At 59.6% G+C, this 15,119-nt stretch carries 12 protein-coding genes; 7 read left to right on the top strand and 5 right to left on the bottom strand.

Features of this window, described 5'->3' with window-relative positions:
- The first annotated feature begins 316 nt into the window (after positions 1-316).
- Positions 317-1,522: a glutamine-hydrolyzing carbamoyl-phosphate synthase small subunit gene (gene carA / locus AAE029_RS04330; RefSeq protein WP_371071581.1), complete on the top strand. Its 1,206-nt coding sequence runs from the start codon at positions 317-319 to the stop codon at positions 1,520-1,522.
- 152 nt (positions 1,523-1,674) lie between these two features.
- A complete protein-coding gene (locus tag AAE029_RS04325) occupies positions 1,675-1,992 on the top strand; it encodes an antibiotic biosynthesis monooxygenase (protein ID WP_371071580.1) in 318 nt (105 codons plus the stop codon).
- A 32-nt stretch (positions 1,993-2,024) separates the two neighbouring features.
- Here AAE029_RS04325 and AAE029_RS04320 read toward each other — a convergent pair whose 3' ends face one another.
- Both AAE029_RS04320 and AAE029_RS04315 read right to left on the bottom strand, forming a co-directional pair.
- Positions 2,025-3,422, bottom strand: a complete 1,398-nt coding sequence (locus tag AAE029_RS04320) for an MATE family efflux transporter (protein WP_371071579.1) — start codon at positions 3,420-3,422, stop codon at positions 2,025-2,027.
- Positions 3,423-3,563: 141 nt separating this feature from the next.
- On the bottom strand, positions 3,564-4,808 hold the full coding sequence (locus AAE029_RS04315) for a TCR/Tet family MFS transporter (protein ID WP_371071578.1): 1,245 nt from the start codon (positions 4,806-4,808) through the stop codon (positions 3,564-3,566).
- On the opposite strand from AAE029_RS04315, the gene AAE029_RS04310 reads away from it, so the two are divergent.
- The gene (locus AAE029_RS04310) at positions 4,807-5,010 is read left to right on the top strand and encodes a hypothetical protein (RefSeq protein WP_371071577.1); all 204 of its coding nucleotides are present in this window, start codon (positions 4,807-4,809) and stop codon (positions 5,008-5,010) included. The genes AAE029_RS04315 and AAE029_RS04310 overlap by 2 nt on opposite strands.
- A 49-nt stretch (positions 5,011-5,059) precedes the next feature.
- Here the strand turns inward: AAE029_RS04310 and AAE029_RS04305 are convergent, their stop codons facing one another.
- The gene (locus tag AAE029_RS04305) at positions 5,060-5,962 is read right to left on the bottom strand and encodes a LysR family transcriptional regulator (RefSeq protein ID WP_371071576.1); all 903 of its coding nucleotides are present in this window, start codon (positions 5,960-5,962) and stop codon (positions 5,060-5,062) included.
- Positions 5,963-6,074: 112 nt separating this feature from the next.
- Here AAE029_RS04305 and AAE029_RS04300 point away from each other — a divergent pair, with 112 nt between their 5' ends.
- Positions 6,075-7,067, top strand: a complete 993-nt coding sequence (locus AAE029_RS04300) for an aldo/keto reductase (RefSeq protein ID WP_371071575.1) — start codon at positions 6,075-6,077, stop codon at positions 7,065-7,067.
- A gap of 61 nt (positions 7,068-7,128) precedes the next feature.
- Here AAE029_RS04300 and AAE029_RS04295 read toward each other — a convergent pair whose 3' ends face one another.
- Positions 7,129-8,040, bottom strand: a complete 912-nt coding sequence (locus AAE029_RS04295) for a neutral zinc metallopeptidase (RefSeq protein ID WP_371071574.1) — start codon at positions 8,038-8,040, stop codon at positions 7,129-7,131.
- A 380-nt stretch (positions 8,041-8,420) separates the two neighbouring features.
- Between AAE029_RS04295 and carB the strand changes: the two genes are divergently transcribed.
- From carB to AAE029_RS04280, 3 genes are all read left to right on the top strand, one after another.
- A complete protein-coding gene (gene carB, locus AAE029_RS04290; RefSeq protein ID WP_371071573.1) occupies positions 8,421-11,906 on the top strand; it encodes a carbamoyl-phosphate synthase large subunit in 3,486 nt (1,161 codons plus the stop codon).
- Positions 11,907-12,602: 696 nt separating this feature from the next.
- Positions 12,603-13,079 carry a transcription elongation factor GreA gene (gene greA / locus AAE029_RS04285; RefSeq protein ID WP_371071572.1) on the top strand — a complete coding sequence of 159 codons (477 nt, stop codon included), beginning with the start codon at positions 12,603-12,605 and terminating at the stop codon, positions 13,077-13,079.
- Between the two features lie 21 nt (positions 13,080-13,100).
- Positions 13,101-14,168, top strand: a complete 1,068-nt coding sequence (locus AAE029_RS04280) for a glycosyltransferase family 4 protein (protein ID WP_371071571.1) — start codon at positions 13,101-13,103, stop codon at positions 14,166-14,168.
- Positions 14,169-14,190: 22 nt separating this feature from the next.
- Here the strand turns inward: AAE029_RS04280 and AAE029_RS04275 are convergent, their stop codons facing one another.
- Positions 14,191-15,117, bottom strand: a complete 927-nt coding sequence (locus AAE029_RS04275; protein WP_371071570.1) for a glycosyl transferase — start codon at positions 15,115-15,117, stop codon at positions 14,191-14,193.
- Positions 15,118-15,119: the final 2 nt, after the last annotated feature.

The raw sequence follows: 15,119 nt of genomic DNA, 5'->3' as shown, positions 1-15,119 counted from the left end.
TCTTCTTTACTCCTAATGAAATCGAGCGGATTCAGGTCCCAGCCGTCCTTCGCCTGAACAGGTGTCATAAACCAGCAGGATCGGAACAATCAAACAAATGATGCTGTTCCCGGCCTTGTACGGCCAGGAATCGATTGCGAATTCACAAGCTATAGATTGACCGCAGGATCGGCTTTGGCTATTTACCGACACCTGCACGAAATTCGACATCAGGTCCCGAACCGCGACATTTGTCGCGCGCTCTCGTCTGCGACATAAATGGCCGGCGCCATCGCCCTTTTCAAGGCGGAGAGCTGCGGCCGGAAACAGGATGAATATGACCGCAACAGCTCCTTGGACGACAGACAAACCGACTGCCATGCTCGTTCTGGCCGACGGCACAGTGATCGAAGGAAAGGGTATCGGCGCGACTGGCAAGGTCCAGGCCGAAGTTTGCTTCAACACCGCTCTCACCGGCTACGAGGAAATCCTGACCGATCCCTCCTATCTCGGCCAGATCGTCACCTTTACCTTCCCCCACATCGGCAATATCGGAACGAATGAGGAAGACATCGAGGACCTTACACCCGCAGCCCGCCACGGCGCGGTCGGCGTCATCTTCAAAGCCGACATCAGCGATCCCTCGAACTATCGCGCCGCAAAGCATCTCGACCAGTGGCTGAAGGCACGCGGCATCATCGGCATGTGCGGGATCGACACCCGCGCCCTCACCGCCTGGATCCGCGAAAACGGCATGCCGAATGCCGTCATCGCCCATGACCCTTCGGGCGTCTTCGATCTTGATGTGCTGAAGGCGGAAGCCCGGGCATGGAGTGGATTGGAGGGACTGGACCTCGCCAAGGTCGCTTCGTCGGGCCAGTCGTCGCAGTGGACACAAACACCCTGGATCTGGAACGAGGGTTATGGCGAGCTCGATCCCGAAAATGCCAAGTTCCACGTCGTCTGCCTCGACTACGGCGTGAAGCGCAATATCCTGCGCCTCTTCGCCGGGCTCGACTGCAAGGTCACTGTGCTGCCTGCCACGGCGAGCACGGAAGACGTCCTCGGCCTGAAGCCCGATGGCATCTTCCTGTCGAACGGCCCCGGTGATCCCGCCGCGACCGGCGAATATGCCGTGCCGGTTATCAAGGATCTCATCAAGACGGATATCCCCGTCTTCGGCATCTGCCTCGGACATCAAATGCTGGGTCTCGCTCTCGGGGCGAAGACGGCCAAGATGCACCAGGGCCATCATGGCGCCAATCATCCGGTGAAGGACCACACGACCGGCAAGGTCGAGATCGTCTCGATGAACCACGGCTTCGCGGTCGACACGAACTCCTTGCCGGAAGGCGTTGAGGAAACTCATGTTTCGCTCTTCGACGGCTCGAACTGCGGTCTACGGGTCGTCGGAAAGCCCGTCTTCTCCGTTCAGCATCATCCGGAAGCTTCTCCTGGCCCCCAGGACAGCCACTATCTCTTCCGCCGCTTCATCAATCTGGTGCGCGAGAAGAAGGGCGAACCGGCTTTGGCGGAACGCTGAGTTAGCCAATTCGTCACTAGACGAGCCCCGGCTTCGACGCAGTCGGGGCTTTGTTTTTGTGGCACAACTTGAGAAATTTAAGCTTGACCTCAACCTAACTTGAGGAAGTAGACCGGTCGTCGTCAAAGGAAGCACACGATAAGGTTTTGAGAATGAGAGAAAGCATCTACAGGCTGGATAGATTTGCCGTCCCGGCTGCCGCGCGCGACGAATTTCTGCTGAACGTCCGCAGGACGCATGAGATACTAAAAGATCAGCCGGGTTTCATCTGGGACGCCATACTCGAACAGGATGCCGGAACAGGCGAATTCAATTTTGTCACCATCGCCGAATGGGAAAACGAGACTCATATCCGAGCAGCAAAGGCAGTGGTTGCAGAGGTGCACCGGAAAGCAGCCTTCAATCCGCAGGAGATGTTCGCCCGGCTCGGCATCACGGCTGACATCGCCAATTACAAATACGCTGAGTGAATGGCGGCGCGGCCTGCCGGACGCGCACCGCCCTACTCAGCCACCTCCTCGCGGCGGACGAGCACATAGAAGCGCCCGCAAAGCATGACCGCCGCCGCGGCAAGGCCGACGAGAAATCCGAACCAGATGCCGACGCCGCCAAAGCCGAGCGGAAAGGCAAAAGCCCAGGCGAGGAAGAAGCCGATCGGCCAATACGCAATCAGCGCCATGATCATCGGCACACGCGCATCCTTGAGGCCGCGCAACAGACCGTTGGCGATCGCCTGCAGGCCGTCGACAAGCTGAAACAATCCTGCCACGACGATGAGTGGCCCGGCATAGGCCAGCACCTGTGGTGCATCGGCCGAGGTCACGTCGAGGAACCAGCCTGCCAGGAATATGGGCATGACGGCAAAGAGAACGCTTCCGATGCTTGCAATCACGCAGGAAATGATCAGAACGGCGATGGAGGCACGTACCAGACCCTGATGATCACCCTGTCCATGGGCGACGCCGACGCGAACCGTCGCCGCTTGCGAGAGCCCAAGCGGAATCATGAAGGCGATCGACGCCCATTGCAGCGCGATACCATGCGCCGCGAGTTCGATCGTGCCGATCTGTCCCATCAGCAGCGAGGCGGCCGTGAAAAGGCTGACCTCCGCCAGCACGGTGACGCTGATCGGCAGGCCCAGTCGTACCACCTCCCAGAATGCATGCCAGTCCGGCTTCCAAAAGCGCACGAAGATCTCGTATTTGCGCGTCTCCTCCCTCGACTGCACATAGGCGACGATGAAGATGAAGCCGGCCGTCTGCACTGCGACCGAAACGATTGCCGCTCCCTCCAGACCAAGCGCCGGCAGGCCGAAATGACCGAGCACGAGCGCATAGGCGAAAAGCGCATTCATGACGAGCATCGCAAGCGTGACATAGAGAATGACGCCTGCCCTGCCGATCGCACTGACGAGGGCGCGCAGCACGTTGTAGAGAAGGCCCGGCAGCACCGCGAAATGGCCGATCATAATATAGCCGTGCGCAAGCCGCGCCACCTCCGGCTTCTGGCCCGCAGCAAGCAGGATCTCCTCCGAATGCAGGAAGGCCGGCAGCATCAACACCCAATAGGCAATGACCACCCAGAGGCCCATGCGCAGCGAACGGCGCACTGTGACGACGTCTCCTCGCCCATAGGCCTGAGCCACCATCGGGATGACGGCGATCGCGAAGCCCGAGCCGAAGACCAGAATCGTGAAGAGGAACTGCGCCGACAGCACCATGGCGGCCAGCCGTTCGGCCCCAAGCCGACCAACGATCATGACGTCTGTGGTGTTAATGCCGAGCTGCGCCAGTTGCGCACCAATCAGGGGGATGCCGAGCGCCAGCGTGGCGCGGAAATGCGCGGACCAGGAATTGTCGGTTTTACGCGCATACCTATGCGCGTCGATCGGCGTATCCATGTCGATGTTCCCGTCTTGGTCTTGTTCAGGCGCAAGAATGCACGCAAAGATAATCCGGCCTTAGATCAATTGCCCGCAGGGAGCCATCCCAAAATGGGCAAATGATGAAAAATTCATCATCGCATCACAAAATCTGATCGTTCAACCGACGGCACCGTAAGCCTCCCCAGCCCTTCGCGGCCGTACGCGCCACACAAATACGCAGGTTGCCAGAAGGATGAAGGCGGCGGCCAAGAGATAAGGGGCTCCCGCGAAAGTAACGGGCGCGTCCTCACGCGTGAAATAGCTGAACATCCGTGTGAAGATCAGTGGTCCGACGATCGTGGTAATGCTGGTAAGGCTCGTCAGGGCCCCCTGAAGCTCGCCCTGCGCGGAGGGCGGCACCTTGCCCGCGGCGATGCTGCGCAGCGGAGCATCCGCCACGTTCTCGATCGTGGTCGCGATGATCACGACATAGACGACCCAGCCCTCCCAGGCAAAGGCATATCCCGTCAGACCGGCACAGGAAAAACAAAGACCGAGAACGGCTGTCTTCCATTCGCCCAGGACCGCGACGATCCGCGGCAGGGCAAACGCCATGACGAGCGCGGCGCAAATCCCGAAAAGACCGAGCGAGAGACCGATCTGGCCTTCACTCCAGCCGTAGCGATAGACGGAAACGAAGGACCACACCGCCGGATAAACCGCATGCGCGAGCCAATAGAGGAACAGGACGAGACAGACCCAGCCGATACCCGGATAGTTGCGCATCTGCTGCAGCGTTCCTAGCGGATTGGCGCGTTTCCATTCGAAGAACCGCCGATTCTTCGCCTCCAGCGTTTCCGGAAGCAGAAAGCAGGCAGCGATGAAATTGACGAAGGAAAGGAGGGCTGCGCCAAAGAAGGGAACGCGCGGACCGAACTCACCGAGAAACCCGCCGATTACAGGCCCGAGCGTAAAGCCGACGCCGAAGGCGATGCCGATAAGCCCGAAATTCTTGGCGCGATTTTCATCATTGCTGATGTCGGCGATATAGGCCGAACAGGTGGCAAAGCTGCCGCCGCTGATCCCGGCCAGAATGCGGCCGACGAAGAGCATCCAGAAACTGGTCGCAATTGCGCAAATGAAATTGTCGATGGCGAAGGTTAGCACCGAGGCAAGCAGGATCGGACGGCGCCCGAACCGGTCGCTGAGATTGCCGAGCAGCGGCGCAAACAGGAACTGCATGCCGGAATAGACCAGCAGCAGCCACCCGCCGTCGACGGCCGCCTCGCTGATGCTGCCGCCCGTCAGTTCCTCCAGATAGACCGGCAAGACGGGCATGATGATCGCAATCCCGATAATATCGAGAAACAGGATCATGAAGACGAGAAACAGGCCACGACGAACGAATTTGGGATCGAGCATGAGCGAACTTTCTTCTGTTGTCGTTCCTCAAAAGACGAACAGGTCGCCGGGTGGTTTGCATAAACGATTGCAAATACAGAAACAATCCGTGAACATCACAAAGCTTTTGATGGGTCAAACCAGTAAAATTGATGAGAGCCTCGACCGTCTTAATGCATGTCGCGCAAAATTGTGCAGCGGTTTTGCGGCGAAAACAGCATGAAACAACAAGCTAAAGCCTGTCGCGTGAACCTACCTTTACGCGATAGGCTTTAGCTCGAACGTCGCTCAGTCTTCAGGAAATCGACAAAGGCGCGCAAAGGCGACGGCATGTGGCGACGGCTGGCATAATAGAGAAACGGACCGGAGAATTCGGTTTCCCATTCGCAGAGTATGGGCACAAGATCCCCTCTCGCTATCGGCGGCGCCAGGAACTCCGAAAAAGTGCGGATGACGCCGAGACCTGCGACCGCTGCGAAATTCTCGATCTCGGGGGCATTTGCGAGAAGCGATCCGTTTGGAGAAATCACGACAGTCTCACCCTTTCGTTCGAATTCCCAGGCGAGCGTCGTGCCACTCAAGAAACGGTGGCGGATGCAGTTGTGATCCAGCAGATCCTTCGGATGTTGCGGAACACCATTGGCTTCCAAATATGCGGGTGAAGCGGCCGTGACATAGCGCTGAGTGCGAGGGCCAATCGGCACGGCGATCATATCCCGCTCCAGCCGCTCCTCATATCGGATCCCCGCATCGAAGCCGGCTGCGAGCACGTCGATGAAACTATCCTCCGCGACGATTTCCAAGGTCACCTGCGGATGAAGCTTCAGGAACCGGCTGGCCATGTCGGGAAGGAAGGTGATTGCTGCGACGGTTGTCACGTTGAGCCGGAGCGTGCCCGCGGGGCTGTCACGAAAACTGTCGAGCTGTCCGAGCGCCGCTGCCACTTCACCAAGTGCCGGTGAGAGCCGCTCCAGAAGCCGCTCACCTGCCTCCGTCACCGTGACGCTCCGCGTTGTCCGGTTAAGAAGCCGAACGCCAACCTTCTCTTCCAATCGTCTCAACGCCTCACTCAGCGACGAAGCGGAAACGCCGCGCTTGCGGGCTGCCGCGCGAAAACTGCGCTCTCGCGCAACGGCAGTGAAGGCATCGAGATCACTCAAGGGCAAATCATTCATTGTACATAATTCCGCACGGCTCGTTCGACAGCATCCCGATTATTGCACAGTTGCCTTTGCGATAAAACCTGTACCGGGGGACGCGATTGGGCGTCGCCGAAGGAGAAGACAGATGCAAACCTATCGATTGGGAAAGACTGGGCCGGAAGTTTCGGCCATTGGGCTTGGTTGCATGGGCATGTCCGGCATGTACGGTCCTTCAGACCGGGCGGAAAGCATAGCCACCATTCATGCTGCGCTCGATGCCGGCGTCAACCTGCTCGACACCGGTGATTTCTATGGCATGGGTCACAACGAGATGCTGATCGGCGAAGCCCTGAAAGGACGTCGGCGCGAGGAGGCCATCATCAGCGTCAAGTTCGGCGGCCTGCGGGATCCCGCAGCCGGCTGGATCGGCTTCGACGCACGTCCGGCTGCAGTGAAGAACTTCCTTGCCTACAGCCTGCAGCGTCTTGGCGTCGACTATATCGACATCTACCGCCCGGCGCGCCTCGATCCGGCTGTACCGATCGAGGAAACGGTCGGCGCAATCGCTGACTTGGTCAAAGCCGGCTATGTCCGTCATATCGGTTTGTCTGAGGTTGGCGCCGACACGATCCGTCGCGCAGCCGCCGTCCATCCGATCGTCGATCTGCAGATCGAGTATTCGCTGATCTCGCGCGGTATCGAGGACAAGATCCTTCCGGTCTGCCGGCAACTGGGCATCTCGATCACCGCTTATGGTGTCCTTTCGCGCGGCCTCATCAGCGGCCATTGGCAGAAGGGTGCGGCCGGCGCCGGCGATTTCCGTGCCGGCAGCCCTCGTTTCCAGGAAGGCAATGTCGAAAAGAACCTCGCGCTGGTCGAGGCGCTGCGGAGCGTCGCCGACGCGAAGGGCGTAACAGTCGCTCAGATCGCCATCGCCTGGGTGGCAGCCCAGGGCAACGATATCGTCCCCGTTATCGGCGCCCGTCGTCGGGATCGGCTGGCTGAGGCGCTCGGTTCACAGGCGGTCACGTTTTCGGCGGAGGACTTCACCGCAATCGAGCGCGCCGTCCCGAAAGGCGCGGCTGCCGGCGCCCGTTACGCCGAAGCCGCACTTGCGCATCTGGACAGCGAGAAATAAGCAAGGTCAACCAACAAGCACCTTCGCCCATATCGGGCGAAGGTCGTTCCTATCCTGAGCCTTACACCGGATTGGAAAATGTATCGCAGGCTCTCATCTCGCCCGTGTCGAAGCCGCGCTTGAACCATTGGACGCGCTGGGCAGACGTGCCGTGATTGAAGCTCTCCGGGACCACATAACCCTGGCTGCGTTTCTGCAGCGTGTCGTCGCCGATCTGCTTGGCGGCGTTCAGCGCCTCCTCCAGGTCTCCGGAATCGAGAATGCCCTTCTGCTGGGTAAACTTGCCCCAGATGCCGGCAAAGCAGTCGGCCTGAAGCTCGACGCGCACGGACATCTTGTTGGCATCGACCTCGCTCATCGACTGGCGCATCTGGTTGAACTTCGGCAGGATGCCGAGCAGGTTCTGGACATGATGTCCAACTTCGTGGGCAACGACATAGGCTTCCGCGAAGTCGCCGGAAGCTCCAAATCGCTCGCTCAATTCCTGGAAAAAGTCCGTATCGAGATAGACCTTGCGGTCGCCTGGGCAATAGAATGGCCCGGATGCGGCTGACGCGAAGCCGCAGGCCGATCGTGTCTGACCGGAGAAGAGAACGAGCGTCGGCTCCTGATAGGTGCCGCCTTCCGCTTGGAAGATGCCGTGCCAGGTATCCTCGGTCTCAGCCAGCACCGTGCGAACGAAGGCCGTCATTTCGTCATTGGCGGAAGTGCCGTCGGTCGACTGGCTCTGCTCGTAACCCGGGCCGCTCGTGCTGCCGGTATCCAGCACCTGCAGGAGATCGATGCCCATCGCCTTGAAGATCAGATAGATGACGACGAGGAAAATGATTGTGCCGATGCTGAGCCCCCCGCCCGCCCGGCGCATCCCACCGCCGCCCGTCGGAAAGCTGAATCCACCGCCTCTATCGATGCCTCCGGACTCGCCGCGGCGATCCTCGATATTGCTGGACTGACGCCGTCCTCTCCACTCCATCTAGCGATCCCCTGGCTCTACTAAAATGCCGTAGCAAATTCTTATATATCCAGCAGCGCGAGAAATTCCAGTCATTTGACGCGCTGCGCGCGACCATGCATCGAGTGCCCGAAATGGCTTTCACCGGGACAATCGGATCAGTTGAACCGATGCGGATATTGTGTGCAGTCGGTTCGGCTAAACGGCTGTGCGCGCCAGCGGAAATCCGTTTTTCCGGCGCCGTCGAATTCTTGTCGATTCCGGCATTTATGGGGTTCCGTTTGCAAAAACATTTGCCTATAAGCCGCTTCTAGCCTGAAAAGACCATCGTTGCGTACGCCCCGGCCGGTGACCTCCCACCCTGGCCGGTTTTTCGCGCAGCCAAAATTGGATGAGAACCCATGCCGAAGCGCCAAGACATCAAATCGATCCTAATCATCGGTGCGGGACCGATCGTCATTGGCCAGGCTTGCGAATTCGACTACTCCGGTACCCAGGCCTGCAAGGCCCTGAAAGAGGAAGGTTACCGCGTCATCCTCGTCAATTCCAACCCCGCGACGATCATGACCGATCCAGGCCTGGCGGACGCAACCTATGTCGAGCCGATCACACCGGAGGTCGTCGCCAAGATCATCGCCAAGGAGCGGCCGGACGCGCTGTTGCCGACCATGGGTGGCCAGACGGCGCTTAACACTGCACTCTCGCTCCGCCGCATGGGTGTGCTCGACCGCTACAATGTCGAGATGATCGGCGCCAAGCCCGAGGCGATCGACAAGGCGGAGGACCGCGCTCTCTTCCGCGAAGCCATGGCAAAGATCGGCCTTGAGACACCCCGCTCGATGCTCGCCAATGCCACCGACATCAAGGATCTCGACCGCAAGACGCATGAGGCCGAGCGCAACGCGCTCAAGGAATCCCTCTCCGGCCCTGAACTCGACAGCGCGCTCGACGAGTTAGAAAACCAGTGGAACCTCGGCGAGAGCGACCGCAAGCAGCGCTACATGAGCCATGCCATGGCAATCGCCGCGCAGGCGCTTGACCATGTCGGCTTGCCCGCCATCATTCGCCCGTCCTTCACGCTCGGCGGCACCGGCGGCGGCATCGCCTACAACCGCTCGGAATTCTTCGAGATCGTCGGCGGGGGGCTAGACGCTTCGCCGACCACCGAAGTGCTGATCGAGGAATCGGTACTCGGCTGGAAGGAATTCGAGATGGAGGTCGTCCGCGACAAGGCGGACAACTGCATCATCATCTGCTCGATCGAAAACATCGATCCAATGGGCGTCCATACCGGTGACTCGATCACGGTTGCCCCGGCATTGACGCTCACCGACAAGGAATACCAGATCATGCGCAACGCCTCGATCGCGGTGTTGCGTGAGATCGGCGTAGAGACGGGCGGCTCGAACGTGCAATTCGCCGTCAATCCGAAGGACGGTCGCCTTGTTGTCATCGAAATGAACCCGCGCGTCTCGCGCTCGTCGGCTCTCGCGTCGAAAGCGACAGGGTTTCCGATCGCCAAGGTCGCCGCCAAGCTGGCGATCGGCTACACGCTTGATGAGCTGGAGAACGATATTACCGGCGGCGCGACCCCTGCCTCCTTCGAGCCGTCCATTGACTATGTCGTCACGAAGATCCCGCGCTTCGCCTTCGAGAAGTTTCCGGGCGCCTCGCCGGTGTTGACCACGGCCATGAAATCGGTTGGCGAGGTCATGGCGATCGGCCGCACCTTCGCTGAATCGCTGCAGAAGGCATTGCGCGGTCTCGAAACCGGCTTGACCGGCCTCGACGAGATTGAAATCCCCGATTTCGATGAAAACGGCGACGGCAAGAACGCCATCCGCGCCGCAATCGGCACGCCGACCCCGGACCGGTTGCGTATGGTCGCCCAGGCGCTGCGCCTTGGCATGAGCGAGGAAGAAGTCCACGAGGGTTGCAAGATCGACCCCTGGTTCATTGCGCAGCTGAAGAACATCATCGACATGGAAGCCCGCATCCGCGAGCACGGTCTACCCACAGATCCCGCCAATCTGCGCATGCTGAAGGCGATGGGCTTTTCCGATGCGCGTCTTGCAACGCTGACGGGCAAGCGGCCGAAGGAAGTCGCCGAACTGCGCAACAGCCTCAATGTGCGCCCCGTTTTCAAGCGCATCGACACCTGCGCCGCCGAATTTGCCTCACCGACCGCCTATATGTACTCGACCTACGAGACGCCCTTCGTCGGCGCCGCACGCTCGGAAGCTCTGGTCTCCGACCGCAAGAAGGTTGTCATCCTCGGTGGTGGTCCGAACCGGATCGGCCAGGGCATCGAGTTTGATTATTGCTGCTGCCACGCGGCCTTCGCGCTGAAGGACGCCGGCTATGAAGCGATCATGATCAACTGCAATCCGGAGACGGTTTCGACCGACTACGACACATCCGATCGCCTCTACTTCGAGCCGCTAACGGCCGAGGACGTCATCGAGATCCTGAAGACCGAACAGGAGAACGGCGAACTTGTCGGCGTCATTGTCCAGTTTGGCGGGCAGACGCCGCTGAAGCTTGCCGAAGCGCTGGAAAAGAACGGGATCCCGATCCTTGGCACGGCGCCGGACGCAATCGATCTTGCCGAAGACCGCGACCGCTTCCAGAAGCTTCTGATGAAGCTCGATCTCAACCAGCCGAACAACGGTATCGCCTATTCCGTCGAGCAGGCTCGTCTCGTCGCCGCCGAAATCGGCTTCCCGCTGGTCGTGCGCCCCTCCTATGTCCTGGGCGGCCGCGCCATGCAGATCATCCATTCTGAAAGCATGCTGCAGACCTACCTGCTCGACACCGTGCCGGAACTGGTGCCGGAAGACATCAAGCAGCGCTATCCGAACGACAAGACCGGCCAGATCAACACGCTGCTCGGCAAGAATCCGTTGCTCTTCGACAGCTACCTGACCAACGCTATCGAAGTCGACGTCGACTGCCTCTGCGACGGCAACGATGTCTATGTCGCAGGTATCATGGAGCATATCGAGGAGGCCGGGATCCATTCCGGCGATTCGGCCTGCTCGCTGCCGCCACGCTCGCTGCCCGTCGATCTGCTTGATGAACTGGAGCGTCAGGCGAAAGCCATGGCGAAGGCGCTCAATGTCGGCGGTCTCATGAACGTGCAGTTCGCGATCAAGGACGGCACGGTCTACGTGCTCGAAGTCAACCCGCGCGCCTCGCGTACCGTGCCCTTCGTCGCCAAGACCATCGGCGCGCCGATCGCCAAGATCGCCGCCCGCGTGATGGCCGGCGAAAAGCTGGACGCCACGTTCGCCGCCTATGGCGCCAAGCCGGATCCCCGCGGGCTGAAGCACATCGCTGTCAAGGAAGCCGTCTTCCCCTTCGCCCGCTTCCCCGGCGTCGATACACTGCTTGGGCCGGAAATGCGCTCGACCGGCGAAGTTATCGGCCTCGATACCGATTTTGCCCTCGCCTTTGCCAAGTCGCAGCTCGGCGCAGGCGTCGAGCTGCCGCGCGACGGCACCGTTTTCGTCTCGGTGCGCGATGAAGACAAGCCGCGTGTGCTGCCGGCAATCCGCATGCTGACCGATCTCGGCTTCAAGGTACTGGCAACGGGCGGCACCGCACGCTTTCTCGGTGAAAACGGCATCGCCGCAACCAAGATCAACAAGGTTCTCGAAGGCCGTCCTCATATCGAGGATGCCATCCGCAACCGTCAGGTCCAGCTTGTCATCAACACAACAGACGGCAACAAGGCGATCTCGGACTCGAAATCGCTGCGACGGGCGACGCTGATGCAGAAGGTGCCCTACTACACCACGATGGCCGGCGCCGAAGCCGCTGCCCAGGCAATCAGGGCACTGAAAGCCGGCAATCTCGAAGTGCGGCCGCTGCAGAGCTATTTCTGAGAGACAGGCAATTCATTTTATGAACCTGATGACCGGACGGCAACGTCCGGCCATTGGCTCCGTTCCGATTTGCGGAGCCGCGCATAGCGCGCTCACATATAGACGCTGACGAATTTCCAGAACCAGATGACGGCTGCAATCACCGCGCCCCACATCGCCAGCGATATCAGCACGGACAAAATCAGGTATTTCAGCCGCTTTGTCATCCTACGAATCCTCTGTGGGACTTCAATCGCAGCGGAATTTAGTCAACGGCCGAAGGATGTCTTTTTTACCGCTCATTAAAGTTAGTGCTTTGTAAAGATTGCCGAAGCTGTGGCGGAATTTGGTCTCCTTCCGATACAAACTGTATCAGGACAGGACGGCGTCAATAGGTAGCAGGTGTGGAAAACGAAGCCTTCTCGTTGCACACCGGTCCATCTTGCGACGACTTCCACCGGTGTGCGGCACGACAGCGGTTTTCGTTCGCAAAGCGAATCTTGCCTGCCGAGGGAAACCATTTACTGGCTGACCATTGACCAATCCGGCTAACGCCTGCTTGGTCCGTTTCAAATTCGATGCGAATTCTCTGGAAATCGAACTGCGCGTTCTGCTATAAATCACCGAGTATGTTTATTGCACGGTTCCGAAGTCCCCTTCGGAACCTGTTTTCTTTTGTGTCTGCTGCAAGCGACGCAGGGAGTGAAGGAAAGAAAAATGGTTGATAAGGTACCGATGACACACAACGGGTTCGTCAAGCTGCAGGAAGAGCTGCGCTGGCGTCAGCAGGAAGAGCGCCCGCGAATCATCGAAGCGATATCGGAAGCCCGCGCCCATGGCGATCTCTCCGAAAACGCGGAGTACCACGCTGCCAAAGAAGCACAGAGCCATAACGAAGGCCGCATCACCGAGCTGGAAGATTTGGTGGCTCGCGCCGAGGTCATCGATCTGTCCAAGATGTCGGGCTCCAAGGTCAAGTTCGGAGCACGGGTGAAGCTCGTCGACGAGGATACGGACGAAGAGCGGATCTATCAGATCGTCGGCGACCAGGAAGCCGACGTGAAGGCCGGCCGCATTTCCATTTCCTCCCCGATCGCTCGCGCGCTGATCGGCAAGGAGGTCGGCGATTCGATCGAGGTCAATGCGCCCGGCGGCTCAAAGGCCTATGAGATCCTTTCTGTTTCCTGGGGCTGAAAACCACAGTAGAAACCACCCGTGCCGGATATACATGACGTCGAGATCATCGCGCCGAATTTCAAGCACCGCCTCTCCGGTGTGACGTCGACGATCGTCCAGCTTGTCCCTTGCCAGGTCAGGCTGGGAATGAAGATTGCGACGATCGGACCGGGCCTGCCCCCTCACCTTCCAAAGCTTGATTGGGGGCAGCTTCGCGGACTGTGGCGACATCCTTCGGCGCGCCCCTGCCGCGTATGGCATGCGCGGCGCAACATCGAGATGGCGTTCGGCATCCTCCTGCGCGACGTCTTGCGCATGCCGGTAAAGCTTCTCTTCACGTCCGCTGCTCAAAGGCGCCACTCCGCCTATACGCGTTGGCTGATCCGCCGCATGGATGAAGTAATCGCCACCAGCGCCCGCTCCGGTTCCTTTCTCCGGGTGCCGCACACCGTCATCCAACACGGCGTCGATCTTGAGCTGTTCCATCCACCGCAGGGTCCGGAAGATACCATCGAGGCTACCGGACTGCCCGGTCGCTATCTGGTCGGCTGCTTCGGACGTGTGCGCCATCAAAAAGGGACAGATCTCTTTGTCCAGGCGATGATCGATCTGTTGCCGCAACACCCCGAGTGGACCGCGGTCATCTCCGGCCGCATAACGGCGGAACACACCGCCTTTGCGGAAAAGCTGAAGGCCGATGTCGCCGCGGCGGGGCTTACCGAACGCATCGTTTTTCTGGGGGAAGTGCCTGACATCAAGGTCTGGTACCGCCGGCTGACGCTCTATGTCGCTCCCTCGCGGAACGAGGGTTTTGGGCTTACGCCGCTCGAAGCAATGGCTTCCAAAACCGCCGTCGTTGCCAGCGACGCCGGAGCCTATGCCGAATTGATCGTCCCGGGCGAAAATGGCGCCATCGTTCCATCAGGCGACGGCGAGGCTCTGACCCGGGCGATAGCACGTTTTCTGCAAGCTCCTGCCATGACGATGCGGCAGGGAGATGATGCCCTGCAACACGTCCGGCAGCATTTCGCGCTGGAAAAGGAAGCGAAGGCGATCGGGATGGTCTACGAACGGCTTCTCGGTGGAGAGCCCGGTTCCCAAGCTTGATGTTGCTGCAGCTTGACGACGTTCATTGGTCGCCGTGAGACTTGCCCGCAAAGCGGTTGTCATAGGCAAGACCGATTTTCGCAAGCGCCGATACGGACGAATGATTCCTGAGCGTGATGCCCTTTTCAGCGGCAACGGTCCGGGCCAGCGTGAAGTAGTCGAGGATACGCCCTTCAGCACGCACGATCCCCGAATAGGCCATGTCCTGCCCGCTCTCGTAGAACCGCGGCTGGGACGCGTTGGAAATATCGATGCCGAGAATGCCGATCAGATCCGGTGAACAATAGAATGCGAACTGAAGAGCGCTGATCGCCACCGAGCCGCCCTGAAACACGCCGCGATCCGGGTCAAGTGAAAGTCCCGCGGAACCGGTCTCATTTAGCCGGATGAAGGAGAAATCACGGATTTCGGCGAGGCTCCGCCGCCGTGCGCCATAGGGTTTGCGGATATCGTCGATCAGCACGATCCGCTTGTCATAGAGCCAGCCAATGCCGCGTTCGCATATTGCCCGGATGACAGCGACCGATAAGAGACAGATGGTCTGTGGTGCGATCTTTTCTTTCATGAGGTCGAAATGACGCCAGACGAAACGCTCGTCCTCGATGGCGATGGCAAGTGGCGCAGGGATCTCGCTGCCGATCAAGTGGATGGCGCCATTAAGAAGGATCGCGCTCGAAGACTCGATGCGTGTTACGTCGCTTTCGGCAATCGATGGCCCTGAGCCTACGATATAGATCCCTGGACCGGCCTCCTGTCGGAGCATGTCAGCCCTATAGAGTGGGGCGATCGCCGCCTGGCGATATCGAATCAGCCCTGGTTGGGTGGCGGGCGGCAGGATGAGCCTCAGCCCCGGAAACCAGTCCTGAACATGAGCACGCGAATTCCCGAGGAAGAGGCGGGTGCCGATCTTGACCAGCGACCGGGAAAACGGACGATTCGCGCGGGCCATGG

It is taken from the genome of Sinorhizobium sp. CB7 (assembly GCF_041357635.1).
Lineage (GTDB): Bacteria > Pseudomonadota > Alphaproteobacteria > Rhizobiales > Rhizobiaceae > Rhizobium.
This window is presented reverse-complemented; position numbering and strand designations above follow the sequence as displayed.

Excerpts from the sequence above, each read along its gene's own strand:
- AAE029_RS04300 (WP_371071575.1), top strand. The coding sequence starts at position 6,075 with ATGCAAACCTATCGATTGGGAAAGACTGGGCCGGAAGTTTCGGCCATT.
- AAE029_RS04320 (WP_371071579.1), bottom strand. The coding sequence starts at position 3,422 with ATGGATACGCCGATCGACGCGCATAGGTATGCGCGTAAAACCGACAAT.
- AAE029_RS04315 (WP_371071578.1), bottom strand. The coding sequence starts at position 4,808 with ATGCTCGATCCCAAATTCGTTCGTCGTGGCCTGTTTCTCGTCTTCATG.
- AAE029_RS04275 (WP_371071570.1), bottom strand. The coding sequence starts at position 15,117 with ATGGCCCGCGCGAATCGTCCGTTTTCCCGGTCGCTGGTCAAGATCGGC.
- carA (WP_371071581.1), top strand. The coding sequence starts at position 317 with ATGACCGCAACAGCTCCTTGGACGACAGACAAACCGACTGCCATGCTC.
- AAE029_RS04310 (WP_371071577.1), top strand. The coding sequence starts at position 4,807 with ATGAGCGAACTTTCTTCTGTTGTCGTTCCTCAAAAGACGAACAGGTCG.
- AAE029_RS04295 (WP_371071574.1), bottom strand. The coding sequence starts at position 8,040 with ATGGAGTGGAGAGGACGGCGTCAGTCCAGCAATATCGAGGATCGCCGC.
- AAE029_RS04325 (WP_371071580.1), top strand. The coding sequence starts at position 1,675 with ATGAGAGAAAGCATCTACAGGCTGGATAGATTTGCCGTCCCGGCTGCC.
- carB (WP_371071573.1), top strand. The coding sequence starts at position 8,421 with ATGCCGAAGCGCCAAGACATCAAATCGATCCTAATCATCGGTGCGGGA.
- greA (WP_371071572.1), top strand. The coding sequence starts at position 12,603 with ATGGTTGATAAGGTACCGATGACACACAACGGGTTCGTCAAGCTGCAG.
- AAE029_RS04305 (WP_371071576.1), bottom strand. The coding sequence starts at position 5,962 with ATGAATGATTTGCCCTTGAGTGATCTCGATGCCTTCACTGCCGTTGCG.